We start from the raw sequence: 16,936 nt of genomic DNA, 5'->3' as shown, positions 1-16,936 counted from the left end.
ACTAATAACTATTATTATGGGAAAAGAGATTCTACAACTAGAAAACACCAACGCTAACGATTTTAAAAACGAAATTGTAAAAGACGTTACTAACGCTTTAAAAGGATACGCAGAAACTTTGCAAAATCCTGACGTAAACAAATTACTTTCAAGACAAGAAACGGCTGATTTGTTAGGAGTTTCACTTGTTAGCATTTGGGACTGGACAAGAAAAGATATTATCCCTGCATATCGTATTGGGAACAAAATCCGCTACAAAAAAAATGAAGTATTGGAAGCACTTCAAAAACACAACAAGTTTAATAAGTAAAACGTCTTTACAACACGCCAACCGTGAACGTCATAACGTTATGCAAATCATGCTCTAACGTTTACAATAATCATAGAAAACGACTATGAATTATATTCTTACGGCAAGCGTGCACGGTAAACCGTTTACAAACTAAATACTAACAAAAACCCATTACAAGGTCGAATTGCAATGGGTTTAAAAAATCATATTATGACTTCAAATTCAAGTATCAAAGATATAATATTATCTCAAACAACTGTAAACGAAATTTATCTTACAGTTTTACGTCTTAAAGAAAAACCAAAAACAAACATAAGTAGTCCGTTATCAGAAGATAAAAAACCTAGTTTTAGTCTCTATGGAGACGGAAAATTCAAATGTAATAGTACAGGTAAACAAGGCGACGTTTTTCAACTTGTTGCAGACATATACGGTTTGGATTGTAAAACCCAATTTAGAGAAGTTGCGGAAATTATTGCAAAAGAAATGAATATTGATTTACAACAGAAAACGCAAGTCATTTCACGCCCAAACAACGCCAAACTTAACGTTGATAACGATAAGACGTTGGAGAAAAAAAACGCTTCTACACTAACTACCACACACAGAGAATTTATAAAAGAAGATTTAGATTACTGGAATAAATTAGGAGTTGATAAAGCAATGCTAGACAAATTCAACTTGCAATCCATATCTAGCTACTGTTGGAGTGGAAAAAACCCAAAAAACACTAAAAACGGAAGTGTTGCGTTTGTTTTTAAGCTAGATGGAAAGGAAAAGCTTTATATACCCGAACAACCCGAACATGGTATAAAGAAAAATGTATTGCCACCATTTCCAACAGGAATTTTTGGATTAGAACAACTTGGAACAGAAAAAATAGAAAACTTACTAATTTGTGCTGGAGAAAAAGATGTAGTTGTAGCTAGCTCGAGAGGTTTTAAAGCAATTACTTTTGGGAGTGAAGCTGGACAACCAAAAGCAGAACAAATTGAACTGTTACAAGGTCTTTGCAGTAATTTATTTGTATGCTATGATAATGACGATACTGGGGAAAAAGGAAGCAACAATTTAGTTAAAAGATTTCCATCGATTATTCCGTTACGATTGCCAAGTAATGAAAAAATAAAAGGTTATGACATTACCGATTATTTCCAAGAACATACTACAGAAGATTTTCAAAAAATTATTGATTTAGCCGTAAAAAATAAAAATTCAAGTGATGATGTTTCTGAAAACACAGATTTAACCATTTTCCACAAGGCAGAAAATTATATTTCAAAAAACTACGATTTAAGACTAGATATTATTGCGAATGAAATTGAAATAAGCCCAAAAGGACAAAACAAATGGAAAGAATTAAACGATGACCACCTTTATGTTGAAATGCAAAAAAAACATATAAAAATTTCTATCGGAAATTTACGGTCGATTATTCTAAGTGAATTTGTCGTAAAATTTAATCCAATAATAAACTACTTCGAAAACTTGCCCGCTTGGGACAAAAAAACTGACTACATAAAGCAACTTCTTGAATATGTTGAACTAGAGAACGGAGAGGACAGAGAACAATTTATTTATCACTTCAAAAAATGGTGTGTAAGGTCAGTTAAGTGTTCAACCATCGAGGGATACTACAACAAACAAGCTTTTGTTTTGTCAGATGATGCAAAAGGGCAGAATATTGGTAAAACTACATTTATTCGATTTTTAGTACCCACATTACTAATGAAATACTATTGTGAAAATTTACCTGATGATAAGGATGCCATCAAACGGTTAGGACAGAATTTCTTCATAAACCTAGATGAACTGGCAACATTATCAAAAACAGACATTAATAAATTGAAATCAATGTTTAGTTCCGATAAAATTAAAACTAGATTGCCTTATGGTAAAAAAGACATTGTAATTTCAAGAGTCGCAAACTTTATAGGTTCAACGAACATGAGTACATTTTTAGTTGACGAAAGCGGTTCTGTAAGGTGGTTATGTTTCATTGTCAAAAAATTTAATTTTAACTATTCTTCTGAATTCAACATTGATAACCTTTGGGCACAAGCATATTCTCTTTCCAAAGACAACACATTCATAGCAGAATTGACTCCAGAAGACATTAGAATAAATGAACTTCGAAATGACAAATTTCAAATTTTATCTCCTGAAAGAGAGTTAATCCCCAAGTGCTTTGAAGTTCCTATCAATGATGAAAATGCTGAATTCCTTACTGCGACATCAATTTTACATCACATATCACTTTATACAAGCGGTGTTAGATTAAGTCGTGAAGCAATTGGCAGAGCATTACCAAAGTGTGGTTTTATCAGAAAAAAACATAAGGGAATTTGGGGCTACTGGGTTGTGAAAAAAGAAAACCCCAATTCGTAAAATTTAGCAAGTCCCCACATTAGAGGGCGAATTGATTGGGTTTCTCATTAGAACTGGCGAATTGCCAAACAATCAACTAAAAAAGGGGTGTTAGCGCATCCCTTTTTTCATTTTTACAAATTTACAGATTAAATCGGAATTTTATCAAAAAACAAATTCAAAATTTATAATTGCAGTAAAAACAAAAGGGAATAAATAAAATATAAATATTTAGTAAAAAGTAGTTACCTAAGTTACCTTTAAGAATAAAAGTAATTAATGGCTAGATTTAAAAAGGGTAACTTATTTTTTTTTCATGTTACCCTAACTTACCTAATCCTACCCAGCAAATCAGGGTAACTTGCTAGAGTTAGGGTAACGTAATATTTTTACTTAATTAGTTTGTGAAGCCCAATATTTAATGAGGTTTTATAGTTTTAGGTAACTTAGGTAGGTAGAAACAATAAATCTTTTTATTTTTTCTGCTTTTTAACTATTTTCCACTATTTCAATTTCTTCTTTACTCAAACCATACAACTCATAAACCATTGCATCTATGGCTTTATCTGTGGCGTTTATTTGCGTTTTTATGGCGTTTGCTTTGTTGGCTTCGGTAGTGAAATAATCTTCCCACTCGGCTTCTTGAGATAGCGTTAGTTTTATTTTTAGTTTGCCCAGTTCTTTGATAAAATCAGCATAGGATAACAAATACCAATCTTGTAGTTTTTTGGGTAAATCCGTTAACTCAAACTTGCGCTGTATCGTTCTTTGAAACTTTTGGGATTGCTCTTGTAAGTCTTTGTTTAATGATAACATTAAATCGGCTTTTTCTATGAATGGTTGTTTGTTCTCGGAATCTAAAAATGGTATTTTTTTAACATTTACAGTTTTTACTTGCGCAAATGCTCTACCAGTTTCTTCTGTCGATAATTTATAGAAGTAGTTTAATAAAGAACTATTGAACAAACACATTATGTATAAATAGTTTATATTCGTATTTTCTCTATTTACTATTATATGAACAGTTTTATCACAATAATTAGCATCAAAATCTACTGTTGAAATCAGAGAGCTTGAAGTTTGTCTATAAATGAGTTTAGGTCTTGTTTTTAAAAGTTCTTCCGAAAATCTAAATGTATCGTTTTCATTTAAAAAATCTTTATAGTTAAACCTTAAAAAATTTTCATTTTCTATACCTGAATACCTGTTAAAATTGCTTCCTTTTGTATATGAAATATCATTTTCACTTTGTTTTTTACCCTTGTATAAAACTCTATCCCCGATTGAATTTCCTCTTGTTTTTTCTCCGCCAACAGACCAATAATTAAACCCAACATCTTTGATAAAAAAATAATCCTCAAAAACTTTCACGTTTTTAAATTTATTCAAAATAGAATTTTCTTGAATAAAAGTTGAAATTCCAATTTCAATTTCACCTTTTATAGTGCTTAAATCACTTTTTAATATCCAGTTTTTAGTTGGATTTTTTTTCTCAAGAATTAAAATTGCTGAAAAAACATTTGCATCTTCAAAAATTAATTCATTGTTAAAATCTACAATTGATAAAATTTGGTATTTAATAAAAAACTCTCTCAAATTTTTAAAATAATCGCCTTTAATAAAACTATTAGGAGTTATAAAACCCAGAATTCCTCTGCTCTTTAAAAGATTAATTGAAAGTTCATAAAACGAACTATATAAATCATTATTTCTTTTAAAAACTTCAAATTTAGTTTCTAATGCTTCTTTTAAATTTATATCAAAAACTTGAACATAAGGCGGATTTCCAATAATTATATCAAAACCTCCTTTATCAAATATTTTAGGAAATTCATTTTGCCAGTTAAACGCTTTATCGCTAGCAATAGTAACATCGTCTATGAGTGAGTTTCCACATTTAATATTGTTGTTCAGGTCGTTTAGTTTTCGGTTGGGTTGTGCGGTGCGTAACCAAAGAGAGAGTTTGGCAATTTCTACACTTTCCTCGTTCAAATCAACGCCATAAAGGTTGTTTTCGAGTATGCTTTTTTCTACATCGCTCAAAATTAACGCATCGCCAAACAGTTTAGCTTGTAGTTCGTCAATGTATTTATGCTCTTGTATTAAAAAATCTAATGCTTGGTTCAAAAACGCACCACTACCACACGCTGGGTCGCAAATGGTTATTTGTAACAGCCAATTTCTATACGCAGTTAGTTTTTCTAGTAGTGGTTGCTTGGTTGTTTTGGTTCGTTTTTTATCGGTAAAATAGTCTTCCTCAATAATGTTGATTTCGGCTTTTTTATCTTGGCAGAGCTTGCCTACGGTATTATCAACAATATATTTTGTAATGTATTTGGGCGTGTAAAAAACGCCATCTTTTTTTCGTTTAGTGCTTTGCTTGTCAATACTTCCACCTTCAAGTTGTGCTTTTATTTCGTCTAATTCATTCAGTGAATTTTCAAAAATATGCCCTAGTATGTTTACATCCACTTCACTAGCAAAATCGTAATGGCTTAACTTTTGGGTATAAGTATAAAGTAGTTCATCATTAATTTTTATAGTGTCTAGTACTGCATCAGGTTGAAATAATCCACCGTTGTAAGCAAAAATTTGATGTTCTTCCTTTTGCGAAGCGGTAGTTTGTGTAAATGCTGGTAATACTACTTTTGCGCCTTTATTTAAGTCGTTAAAATAAATTTTGTAACGGTCGTAAAGCGAAATATTCATTCGCATTTCTTGCAACTGTCGCCATTCTTTGTTTATTCTGAAAATTAAGTTGGTTGGTAACAAGTTTCTGTCTTCGGCAAAGAAAATAAACAAAAAACGGTCTAATAGTTTTTGTGATTTTTGGAATAATTCCAAAGCATCAAATTCAGGATTTTGCTTTACTAAATCTTGGTGCAACTCCCTTTTGAAAAGCGAATAATCAGTATATAGTTTTTTGGTAATATCCTTTTCTTGGCTTACCGATTGTTCTTTGAGCTTCTTGGGAACATCGTTAGCAATATTTTCAAAAGCCAAACACAAATACATTAATTCAAATTCCTTTTCTGAAAGCGTAAAAAGATTGAATTCGATATATTCTGTAGCATTGTCAATATAAAAACGTACTTTTTCAAAGTTAGACGTGATGACATATACGCAATCGGGTTGATTGTTTTTATATCCAAACGCCTGTACTTCAATTTTGTTTAAATCGGTCGTGTTTGTTCCCTTTAATTCAATAACGGCTCTTACTTTATCGTTTATAAGTATAGCACCATCGGCTTTTTTACTGTCTTTCACGTTTTTGTATTCCGTAGTAAGCGTGAAATTAGGCGTTGGGTTTTTGGTATATCCCAATACATTTACAAATAAATCAATTAGAAACTCGCCTTGATATTGTTCTTCCTTACTGGAACGAATATTATCTTGAATGATTGTATTGTGAAAATGGTTTTTGAAAGCATTCCACGCATCGACCAATTTGTTTTTATCTTGGCTTTGTAATTGTTTGGCAACGACTGAATTTTGAAATAACGGCATTGTGTGTAAGTATGGAATTATAATTTCTAAATTTAGTAAAGAATAGTATTATACAAATGAATTTTATTTTTATTTTTTAACAACACGGTTGGTATTGTTTTGGCGTTATTTAGTGCGTGTTGGTAACACGGCTATTAAAAGTAATGCGTTTTTTACCGTTTTTATACTACACGGTTAGTATTAAATTGTCGTGTAATAATGCGTGTTGTTGCGTGTGTTGATTATACGGCTGGTAAAACTATAGTGTTTTTTAGTGTGTTTATGTAAAACGAATTCTAATATTGAAGCCGTTTTTATGATTGGTTAGTCTACATTTTTTTATTAAAATGCCACTTTAAATAACAAAAACTAAAGAACACCGATTTTCAGAAAAAAATTAAAAATGTTTAAAAATAAAAAAAATTAGGGGAGTACTAGGGGAAAACAATAAATAAAAAATCCCTAAATGCTTAAAAGTTAAGATATTAGGGATTTTTAAAGTTGGTCTACAAGGACTCGAACCTTGAAAGACTGCACCAAAAACAGTTGTGTTACCATTACACCATAGACCAGCTTGCTTAATGCGAGTGCAAATTTAACACAAATTTTATTTTACACAAACAATTAGAAGAAAAAATTAAAACATAGTTTTAAAATCTCACGGTATTATCTATAATAAACTTGTGTTTAATTCGTTATCTATTTGAGAAAAATTTGTTAATGCGGGTTTAATTGCGTTAAAAAAAATAGTTTCTTTGTACCATCTAAATAAAAACCTTTCATTTCATAATTATATGATGAATTTTAACTTCAATAAATGGAATACCATTATCGGATGGTCAACATTTACCATAGCTTTAATCACCTATTCTTTAACCGTTGAACCCACTATGAGTTTTTGGGATTGTGGCGAATATATTGCAACAGCTGCAAAACTCGAAGTTGGACATCCACCTGGAGCACCATTATATCAAATGCTCGGTGCATTCTTCGCTATGTTTTCATTTGGTAACAATGCTATCGTGGCCTTGATGGTCAATATGATGTCTGTTTTTTCAAGTGCTTTTACCATATTATTCATGTTTTGGTCTTCTTCTATTATTTTGAAGAAAATCGTTTCATCGTATACTGAAGTGGATAAAAGTAAAGCAATTGTTATTCTTGGAAGTTCTTTTGTAGGTTCATTGGCTTTTACTTTTTCAGATAGTTTTTGGTCAAGCGCTGTTGAAGCTGAAGTATATGCCATGGCATCCTTATTTATAGCATTGTTGTTTTGGCTTGGTTTACGATGGGAACAAGACATGCATACACCAAGAGGAAATCGTTGGCTTTTATTAATATCCTTAATAATTGGTCTTTCGTTTGGTGTTCACTTTATGGCTCTATTAACCATTCCAGCGATTGGATTTTTATATTTCTTTAAAAACTATAAAACGGTTACCGTTAAAAGTTTCATTATTGCCAACATCATAATTGTTGCCGTTTTATTATTCATTTTCAAACTATTACTACCATACACGCTAGCCTTTTTCGGGAAAATGGAAATCTTTATGGTTAATAGTTTTGGATTACCTTTCAATTCTGGAACCATTTTAGCTACTTTATTAATCGTGGCTTTTTTCTATTTTGGATTAAAATATACAAGAGAAAAAGGCCATCCTTTTTACAACACAGTTATATTATGCATTCTTTTTGTACTAATAGGTTTCTCCACTTGGATGATGTTGCCTATTCGTGCCAATGCTAATGTGGTTATCAATGAAAATAAACCTTCTGATGCTGCCGAAGTTTTAGCATATTATAACAGAGAACAATATGGTGTAAATCCTTTGTTTTATGGACCACAATATACCGATACATTTGCTGGCCTTGATGAAGACCAACCCTATTTAGATAAAGCACCAAACTATGAAAGAGATTATAAAACTGGCAAATATGTTATTGTAAACAATTACAAAAATGCCGACCAAAATAGTGATGATAAGCATAAAGCTATTCTTCCTAGAATGTGGAGTCCAGATCATGTTGACAATTATATTCAATTTACAGGTGTTCCTAAGTTTAAACTCAATCAAGATTATCCTTATGAAGAAGATTTGGCACAATATGGTGTTGATTTAGATAGCTTATCAGAAGACCAAGTGATGCAAGCCGTTGGTCAATTGAAAGAAGAAATGCAAAAAAATATCAACGAATTTAAAACAGCCTACGCACAGAAAAAGATTGATAACGAAGATTATGTTTCTTTCCTAAAAAAATACAGCGATTATCTAATTGTAGAAAAACCTTCTACTTGGGACAACATAAGTTTCATGATTGAATATCAATTTGGATACATGTATGGAAGATACTTATTATGGAATTTCGTAGGAAGACAAAATGATATTCAAGGGAAATACGATAACCTAGACGGCAATTGGCTTAGTGGTATAAAATTTATCGACGAAATACATTTAGGTAAAGGAACACAAGAAAATCTTCCTGATGATGTAAAAAATAACAAAGGAAGAAATGTGTATTACTTCCTACCATTTATAATTGGGTTAATTGGACTTATGTACCATGCTCAGCGAGATTTAAAGAGTTTTTATGTTTTATTGGTCTTGTTTTTATTTACTAGTATTGCATTAAAAGTGTTTCTAAACGAAAGACCATTTGAGCCACGAGAAAGAGACTATGCTTTAGTAGGTTCTTTTTATGTATTTGCCATTTGGATAGGATTTGGAGTGTATGCTATTTATGAAATAGTTACTGAATATGCCAAATCAAAATTAGTTGGTCCTATAGTTATTGGCGCTTGTCTTCTAGCAGCACCTGTTTTGATGGCAACCCAAAACTGGGATGACCATAATAGAGCTGAAAAATATACGGCTATTGCCATGGCAAAAAATTATTTAGAGTCATGTGAACCCAATGCCATATTGTTTACCATCGGCGACAATGATACTTTTCCATTATGGTATGCCCAAGAAATTGAAGGCATTAGAACGGATATTAAAATTGTAAACACTAGTCTTTTTATGACTGATTGGTATATAGATCAGATGAAGTTTAAAACCTATAAATCTGATGGATTGCCTATATCGTTTACACACAATGAATATGTGGGCGACAAATTAGATTATGTTGCGCATATTCCAAAAACTGAGGCGCGATGGGATATAAAAGATTTTATCGAATTTATTAAAAATCCAAAATCTACCGTTGATCTACAAAATGGACAAACTATTCATTTTTATCCAACTAACAAAATCAGAATTCCTGTAGATAAAAATGCTATCATAGCCAATAAAGTAGTGAGCTCAATATACAATGACTCAATAGTGCCTTACATTGATATTGATATTAAAGGCAGTGCGTTGTATAAAAATAGATTGATGATGCTTGATGTGTTAGCCAATAATAATTGGAAAAGACCAATGTATTTTACAGGTGGAAGTTTTGGTGATGATGATTATCTATGGATGAAAGATTACCTACAATTAGATGGTTTGGTATACAAACTAGTTCCTATTAAAACAAAAGTTGACAAAGAAAACCCATACGATATGGGTCAAATAGACAGCGATAAAATGTATGATTTTGTCACAAAATGGGTTTGGGGCAATGGTAATTTGACTACTATATATCATGATCCTGAAACTAGAAAAAACAGTATTTCATACAGAACTAACATGGCGCGATTAATGGAACAATTAATCAATGAAGGGAAAATAGAGAAAGCTAAAAAAATTATTGACTTAGCTTTGACCAAAATGCCTATGGATTATTATGGTTATTATACCATGGTAGAACCTTTTGCTGGTGGTTATTATGAAGTAGGTGAAAAAGCAAAAGCCAGACAGTTATTAGAAAAGTTGATGACAAAATACAAACAAAATCTAACCTATTATTCAGGCATTCAACCTTCAATACAAGATGGAATTGCTTCCGATATTATAACTGATATTGAACGCTACCGTAGTTTGTTACTGGTTATGAAAGACAGAGGTGATTTAGAATTTTATAACAAAAACAAAGCTACATTTAATTCTTTCGTACAGCGATTTACTCGTTTTGGAAGAGATTTAGAATAACTTAATTAAACTAAAAAAGATGTGTCAATTGGTTAATACTAGTTGGCACATTTTTTTATTGTTATATTTACACTATGAGTTTTTGGTTTAAAACAAATCGTTTTATAAAGTTGCTTTTTCCAAATTATATTTGGGATATTCCTAACAATGAAAAAAAAGTATTCCTCACTTTTGATGATGGTCCAACTCCCGAAATTACGCAATGGACATTAGAACAATTAAAAAAACACAATGCCAAAGCCACTTTTTTTTGCATTGGCAATAACATTAAAAAATATCCTGAAATTTTCCAAAAAACAATTGCCGAAGGACATTCAATAGGCAACCACACTTTCAAACATGTAAAAGGTTGGAAAACTTCTTTTGAAGATTATCTTGCTGATGTGAAATTATACGAAACTGAACACTACAAACTGAGCACCGACCACTGTAATCTTTTTCGCCCTCCATATGGAAAGATTAAAAATGTACAAGCGAAAGCTTTGCAAAAATCAGGATATAAAATAATTATGTGGGATGTGTTGAGCCGAGATTATGACCAAAGTATTTCTCCTGAACAATGTTTGGAAAATGTTTTAAACAACATTAAAATAGGAAGTATAATAGTGTTTCATGACAGTGTTAAAGCGGAACATAACTTAAAATATGTTTTACCTAAAACACTAGAGTTTTTAAAAGAAAAAGGATTTGTTTGTGATAAAATTGACTAAAGTTGCTCTTGAACAATTCCAATTAGCGTATTAGCATCTAATTCGCCCGATTGTCTCCAAACCATGTTTCCTTCTTTGTAAATCATCAAGGTTGGCAATCCTTTGATGCGAAGCGCATCGGCCAATTCTTGATTTTTATCTACATCAATTTTTATCACTTTTGCTTTATCACCAAGCGCTGCTGCAACATCTCTTATTACAGGATGCATAGACACTGAAGATTCATTCCACTCTGTGTAAAAGTCAATTAACACAGGTACTTGAGCATTGATTAATTCTCCAAATTTTGACATAAAACCAAAACGTTTTTACTTTCTTTTAGCTATTAAAAAGAACTATTAAAGCACAAATGTAGCATTTTTAACTAATTATGCTACTTTTTCCCCTTTTTTTAGTTCAAAAACCGTAATTTCTGGCCAAATTCCAACTCTTCCAGGATAAGCATGAAACCCAAGACCACGATTTACGTATATATATCTTCCTAAATTTTCATATAATCCTGCCCATTGTTTGTAAACATATTGCACAGGACTCCAACTTATAATTCCTGGTATTTCAATTCCAAATTGCAATCCATGTGTATGTCCAGATAGTGTCAATTGAAAATGTTTGTCATCATTTTTGATTTCATATTCCCAATGACTTGGATCGTGACTCATCAAAATTTTAAAATCTTCTTTAGTCAATCCGTCTGAAGCTTTATTCAAATCACCAGCTTGTTTGAAATTTTTCCCCCAATTTTCTACACCAACAATAGCTATTTCGCTTTGCCCTTTTTTAATTTTTTTATGTTGGTTCAATAATAAATCAAATCCAATTTGTCCGTACAAATCTTTTATAGCTTCAAAATTTTCATCTTTGGCTTTTTGTGATGGCCAATCGATATACTCGCCATAATCGTGATTGCCTAAAACCGCATATTTACCATATTCGTGACGTTCAATTTTGTTAAACATAGTAATCCAAGGATGCATTTCGGTAGCATGAGTATTCACAATATCTCCAGTGAACAACATCATATCGGTCTTATATTCATTGATTAAATCAATAGCGTGTTGTATTTTCTCAGGATCATCAAAACTTCCGCTATGTACATCCGAAATTTGAGTTATGGTAAATCCATCAAAATCATCGGGTAAATCAGGGAAAAATAAGGTTTGTTTTAATACTCTGAAATTATATTTTCCTTTGGTCATTCCATAAATAAGTGATGTAAAAGGAACAGCAGCAAGGACTAACGCTATTTGGCTAATAAACTTTCTCCTATCTGGGAGGAAACTTCCATTATCATTATCCCCAACAAAATAAGTAATAGTTCCCGAAAAAACTCTGAAAACATCTTCCATCAACATGAAAAATGTTAAAATAATTTTTGGAATAAATAATAAGAGTAATAATCCTAAAGTCAAAAGTGTTTTACTGTTTTGTCCAACTCTTCGGTCAAATTGCGAGAATTGATAAAATATATATAGGATTGCTAACAAGGAAATAAGCTGATAAGCAACCAAAACCCATCTTACTTTGGTTATGGTTCTAAAAGCTTGAAAAGCATAAACTTCAATTAATGCAACAAAAAACAGGAAGAAAATCCAACGAAACATCTATTTAATTTTTTAGCAAAATAACGAATAAACACCTCATTACTATTCTCTATTTAACTAATTTTAACTTAATTATTTCTATTCATTAGAATTCAAAGTTTCGTTACATTTACACCTTATAATTTTTTTAAAAAATGTCAGAACAAAAACGCCTTTACCTTCTCGATGCTTATGCCCTTATTTTTCGCGGTTATTTTGCCTTTATAAAAAACCCAAGAATCAATTCTAAAGGAATGGATACTTCAGCTATTATGGGATTTATGAATGCCTTAATGGATGTTATCAAACGTGAAAAACCAGACCATTTAGCGGTGGCATTTGACAAAGGCGGAAGCGATTATCGTTATGAAATGTATCAAGAATACAAAGCACATCGCGATGAAACGCCCGAAGCCATAAAAATTGCCGTTCCTTATATTCAAGAATTGCTAAAAGCGATGCACATTCCAATAATTGAAGTAGCAGGTTTTGAAGCCGATGACTTAATTGGAACACTCGCCAAACAAGCTGAAAAAGAAGATTTTAAAGTGTTTATGGTTACGCCTGATAAAGATTTTGCTCAACTCGTTTCCGAAAATATTTTTATGTACAAACCAGCTCGAATGGGGAATGATATTGAAATTTGGGGAATCCCCGAAGTATTAGCAAAATTCGAAATCGAACGCCCAGAACAAGTTATAGATTTCTTAGGAATGATGGGCGATACTGCCGATAATATTCCCGGATTACCTGGCGTTGGTGAAGTTACTGCTAAAAAATTGTTGAAAGAATTTGGTTCGATGGAAAATCTTTTAGCCAATACCGACAAACTAAAAGGTGCGATGAAAGAAAAAATCGAAGCCAATGCAGATAAAGGAATTCTTTCTAAAAAATTAGCCACTATCCTACTCGATTGCCCTGTGACTTTTAATGCTACTGATTACGAATTATCAAAACCTGATGTAGAAAAAACTGATGCGTTATTCAACGAATTGGAATTCCGTCAAATGAAAGCGCAATTTGATAAATATTTTGGAACAGGAAAAGAATATGATGAAATTGACACCAATGGAAACGGAACTTCTATCGATACAATACAAGCAACTAAAAAAGCTCCTCCTAAAAAATCCAACGAAGAGCAATTCGATTTATTTGGCTTTTCTGATGAAGAAAATGGTGAACCAAAACCAAATTCATTTTACGCAACTTTAGAAACAACCAATCACAATTATCAAATTATTCAAGGTGAACTTGGTGCAAAATTATTTTTACAAAATTTACTAAATCAAACTTCGGTATGTTTTGATACCGAAACTACAGGAATTGACGCCTTGAATGCGGAACTCGTTGGAATGTCATTTTCTTTCGAAAAAGGGAAAGCATTTTACGTTCCGTTTCCGGAAAATCAGGAAGAAGCACAAGTTTTAGTAGATAAATTCAAACCATTTTTCGAAAGTGAAACTATAGAAAAAATTGGTCAAAACATCAAATACGATTTAAAAATCTTGTCGCATTATGGCGTTCAAATCAAAGGAAAGTTATTCGACACGATGATTGCGCATTATCTGATTAATCCCGATATGCGTCACAATATGGATGTTTTATCGGAAACCTACTTGAAATATTCGCCAAAATCGATTGAGGATTTAATTGGCAAAAAAGGCAAGAATCAAAAGTCGATGCGTGAGGTGCCTTTAGAAGAAATCAAAGAATATGCTGCCGAAGATGCCGATGTAACCTTTCAATTAAAACAAAATTTCAGCCCAATTTTGGATAAAGCCGAAACCAAAAAATTATTTGATAAAATTGAAATTCCGTTAATTCCAGTTTTAGCAGCAATGGAATTGGAAGGGATCAATTTGGACGTTCCGTTCCTGAAATCAATGTCGGTAGAAATGGCAAAAGAAAGTGCCGCTTTGGAACAAAAAATATACGAAACGGCAGGTGAGAAATTCAATTTGGCTTCGCCAAAACAATTAGGAGACATTTTATTCGACAAATTAAAAATTGGCGGAGCGAAACAAAAAAAAACCAAAACCGGTCAATATGCCACTGGCGAAGAGATTTTAAGTTATTTAGAAAAAGACAATCCAATCGTTAAAGACATTCTCGAATGGCGTCAAATGGTGAAATTGCAAAGCACCTATATTGATGCGTTACCGAATCAGGTTGACAAAAAAACAGGACGCGTTCACACCGATTATATGCAAACTGTGGCTGCAACAGGACGTTTGAGTTCGAATAATCCGAACTTGCAAAACATTCCAATTCGTACCGAACGAGGACGATTGATTCGTAAAGCCTTTATTGCTCGTGACGAAAATTACACCTTAGTTTCTGCGGATTATTCTCAAATAGAATTACGAATTATTGCCGCTTTGTCTGGAGAAGAAAATATGATTAAAGCTTTTCAAAACAACGAAGACATTCACAGAAGTACGGCTGCAAAAGTATTCAACGTTTCATTGGAAGAAGTGACCAAAGAACAACGTAGCAATGCCAAAACCGTGAATTTCGGAATTATTTATGGAGTTTCTGCTTTCGGACTTTCGAATCAAACATCTCTTTCACGAAAAGAAAGTGCCGATTTAATTGAAGCATATTATGCGACGTATCCAAAATTGAAATCGTACATGAGCAATCAAGTTGATTTTGCTAGAGAACACGGTTATGTGCAAACTGTTTTAGGTAGACGTCGTTATTTAAAAGACATCAATTCGGCTAATATGATGGTAAAAAGTGGCGCTGAAAGAAATGCCGTAAACGCACCAATTCAAGGTTCGGCAGCCGATATTATTAAAATAGCCATGATTAATATCCATAAAAAATTAACTTCTGAAAATTGGAAATCGAAAATGTTGTTACAAGTACATGACGAATTGGTTTTTGACGTTCACAACTCAGAATTAGAAAAAATCCAACCAATGATAAAACACGAAATGGAAAACGCCTTTAAAATGGATGTTCCGTTGGTAGTTGAAATTGGTGTTGGTAAAAATTGGTTAGAAGCACATTGATACTAAAAAAGACAACTTAAAAGTTGTCTTTTTCAATTAGTTTATACATAAAAAAATGTTACTTCATTATTTCTTTTTTAACAAGCCAAAATTAATGGAGAAACTTTCTGCATCAGTAACATAAAAGCTTTTGGATTTGTTTTCAAAATTTCTTTGGATAGTTCTGTAGTTCTTTTTCGAGCAATTTGTGAAAAAAGCTACTATAACTTTCTTGTAGACTCACGTTGTCTTAATTCCGTATTGATAACAGTAGTACTAAACGTGTATGCTTCATCCTTACTTTCAAGTTTATCAATTAAAATTTTTGCTGCCACTTCACCTATTTCAGGTCCATGTTGACTAACGGTTGACAAACTTGGTGACATTCTTTTTGACCAAACACCATCTGCAAAACCTATTATTGAGAGAGTTTCTGGAATTTTATAGCCACTTTTTAATCCTAGTTTTAATGCGGAAACCGAAGCGTGCTCATCAAGGGCAAAAACGGCATCTACTTTATTATTCTTAAAAAAATCAACTACTTTTTGATCAAAATCGGTTTCGTTATCTGTAAGAATAATTAATTTTTCATTCAAAGGAATACCATTATCTTTAATTGCTTTATAAAAACCTTCTGCTCTCAATTTTCCAACGCTTAAATTATCTATAGCAGAAAAAAGAGCTATATTTTTACATCCAGTTTTGATTAAATGTTCTGTGGCGTTTACTGCCGACTCTAAGTCGTCTACAACAACTTTATCACAATTTACATTGTCAGAAATTCTATCAAACATGACAATAGGTGTTCCTTCATTAATAATACTATTAAAATGATTGAATTGTTGTAATTTTTGTGTTTCCTCAGCAACAGATAAAATGAATCCATCAATGGTTCCGTTGCTCAACATTTCAAGGATATTAATTTCTTTTTCTAGTGATTCATTCGAAATACAGGTGATAACTTTATACCCTTTTTCATCAGCTACCTTCTCGATACCCGTAAAAACTTTTGCAAAAAATGAATTTAAAATATTAGGGATGATAACCCCAATAGTCTTAGTGCTTCTGTTTTTTAAATTTAAACCAATAACATTGGGTTTGTAATTTTTTAGTTTGGCATATTCTTGAACACGTTGTTTGGTCGGCTCACTTATTTCAGGACTTCCATTTAACGCTTTGGATACTGTAGAAACGGAAACTCCTAATTCTTTAGCTATTTGTTTTAATGTGGCTTTCGATTTCATTTTGCTTTTTGTTAAAGTGTAAAAATAACAAAATTTACACTTATTAAACGTTTACAATTCAATTCTTTATTGTTTTAAACAAAAGTTGATTGACAAAAACCTGTAAAAACTGAATATAAAGATGATTTTATACCAAAACGAAAGGTATTTTTCGTTCCTTAAACCTATTAAATAATAGGATTTTA

At 32.0% G+C, this 16,936-nt stretch carries 9 protein-coding genes and 1 tRNA gene; 5 read left to right on the top strand and 5 right to left on the bottom strand.

The window, feature by feature from the left end:
* Positions 1–16: 16 nt before the first annotated feature.
* The gene (locus ACSVH2_RS03775) at positions 17–310 is read left to right on the top strand and encodes a helix-turn-helix domain-containing protein (RefSeq protein WP_438091821.1); all 294 of its coding nucleotides are present in this window, start codon (positions 17–19) and stop codon (positions 308–310) included.
* A 192-nt stretch (positions 311–502) separates the two neighbouring features.
* Positions 503–2,680 carry a VapE domain-containing protein gene (locus tag ACSVH2_RS03770; RefSeq protein WP_438091820.1) on the top strand — a complete coding sequence of 726 codons (2,178 nt, stop codon included), beginning with the start codon at positions 503–505 and terminating at the stop codon, positions 2,678–2,680.
* A gap of 468 nt (positions 2,681–3,148) precedes the next feature.
* Here the strand turns inward: ACSVH2_RS03770 and ACSVH2_RS03765 are convergent, their stop codons facing one another.
* Positions 3,149–6,166, bottom strand: a complete 3,018-nt coding sequence (locus ACSVH2_RS03765; RefSeq protein ID WP_438091819.1) for an Eco57I restriction-modification methylase domain-containing protein — start codon at positions 6,164–6,166, stop codon at positions 3,149–3,151.
* Positions 6,167–6,646: 480 nt separating this feature from the next.
* A tRNA-Gln gene (locus ACSVH2_RS03760) sits at positions 6,647–6,717 on the bottom strand.
* A gap of 222 nt (positions 6,718–6,939) precedes the next feature.
* Here ACSVH2_RS03760 and ACSVH2_RS03755 point away from each other — a divergent pair.
* Together ACSVH2_RS03755 and ACSVH2_RS03750 are read left to right on the top strand one after the other, a co-directional pair.
* On the top strand, positions 6,940–10,221 hold the full coding sequence (locus ACSVH2_RS03755; protein WP_438091818.1) for a glycosyltransferase family 117 protein: 3,282 nt from the start codon (positions 6,940–6,942) through the stop codon (positions 10,219–10,221).
* A 74-nt stretch (positions 10,222–10,295) separates the two neighbouring features.
* The gene (locus ACSVH2_RS03750; protein WP_438091817.1) at positions 10,296–10,931 is read left to right on the top strand and encodes a polysaccharide deacetylase family protein; all 636 of its coding nucleotides are present in this window, start codon (positions 10,296–10,298) and stop codon (positions 10,929–10,931) included.
* On the opposite strand, the gene ACSVH2_RS03745 is transcribed toward ACSVH2_RS03750, so the two are convergent.
* Complete coding sequence (locus tag ACSVH2_RS03745) at positions 10,928–11,224, bottom strand: thioredoxin family protein (RefSeq protein WP_342695804.1); 297 nt, start codon at positions 11,222–11,224, stop codon at positions 10,928–10,930. The genes ACSVH2_RS03750 and ACSVH2_RS03745 overlap by 4 nt on opposite strands.
* 75 nt (positions 11,225–11,299) lie before the next feature.
* On the bottom strand, positions 11,300–12,532 hold the full coding sequence (locus ACSVH2_RS03740; protein WP_438091816.1) for a metallophosphoesterase: 1,233 nt from the start codon (positions 12,530–12,532) through the stop codon (positions 11,300–11,302).
* 134 nt (positions 12,533–12,666) lie between these two features.
* On the opposite strand from ACSVH2_RS03740, the gene polA reads away from it, so the two are divergent.
* Complete coding sequence (gene polA, locus ACSVH2_RS03735; RefSeq protein WP_438091815.1) at positions 12,667–15,528, top strand: DNA polymerase I; 2,862 nt, start codon at positions 12,667–12,669, stop codon at positions 15,526–15,528.
* Positions 15,529–15,728: 200 nt separating this feature from the next.
* On the opposite strand, the gene ACSVH2_RS03730 is transcribed toward polA, so the two are convergent.
* A complete protein-coding gene (locus ACSVH2_RS03730; protein ID WP_438091814.1) occupies positions 15,729–16,751 on the bottom strand; it encodes a LacI family DNA-binding transcriptional regulator in 1,023 nt (340 codons plus the stop codon).
* Positions 16,752–16,936: the final 185 nt, after the last annotated feature.

Source organism: Flavobacterium sp. RSB2_4_14 (assembly GCF_051547085.1).
In the GTDB taxonomy this organism is placed as follows: Bacteria; Bacteroidota; Bacteroidia; order Flavobacteriales; family Flavobacteriaceae; genus Flavobacterium.
This window is presented reverse-complemented; position numbering and strand designations above follow the sequence as displayed.

Excerpts from the sequence above, each read along its gene's own strand:
- ACSVH2_RS03775 (WP_438091821.1), top strand. The coding sequence starts at position 17 with ATGGGAAAAGAGATTCTACAACTAGAAAACACCAACGCTAACGATTTT.
- ACSVH2_RS03770 (WP_438091820.1), top strand. The coding sequence starts at position 503 with ATGACTTCAAATTCAAGTATCAAAGATATAATATTATCTCAAACAACT.
- ACSVH2_RS03765 (WP_438091819.1), bottom strand. The coding sequence starts at position 6,166 with ATGCCGTTATTTCAAAATTCAGTCGTTGCCAAACAATTACAAAGCCAA.
- ACSVH2_RS03755 (WP_438091818.1), top strand. The coding sequence starts at position 6,940 with ATGATGAATTTTAACTTCAATAAATGGAATACCATTATCGGATGGTCA.
- ACSVH2_RS03750 (WP_438091817.1), top strand. The coding sequence starts at position 10,296 with ATGAGTTTTTGGTTTAAAACAAATCGTTTTATAAAGTTGCTTTTTCCA.
- ACSVH2_RS03745 (WP_342695804.1), bottom strand. The coding sequence starts at position 11,224 with ATGTCAAAATTTGGAGAATTAATCAATGCTCAAGTACCTGTGTTAATT.
- ACSVH2_RS03740 (WP_438091816.1), bottom strand. The coding sequence starts at position 12,532 with ATGTTTCGTTGGATTTTCTTCCTGTTTTTTGTTGCATTAATTGAAGTT.
- polA (WP_438091815.1), top strand. The coding sequence starts at position 12,667 with ATGTCAGAACAAAAACGCCTTTACCTTCTCGATGCTTATGCCCTTATT.
- ACSVH2_RS03730 (WP_438091814.1), bottom strand. The coding sequence starts at position 16,751 with ATGAAATCGAAAGCCACATTAAAACAAATAGCTAAAGAATTAGGAGTT.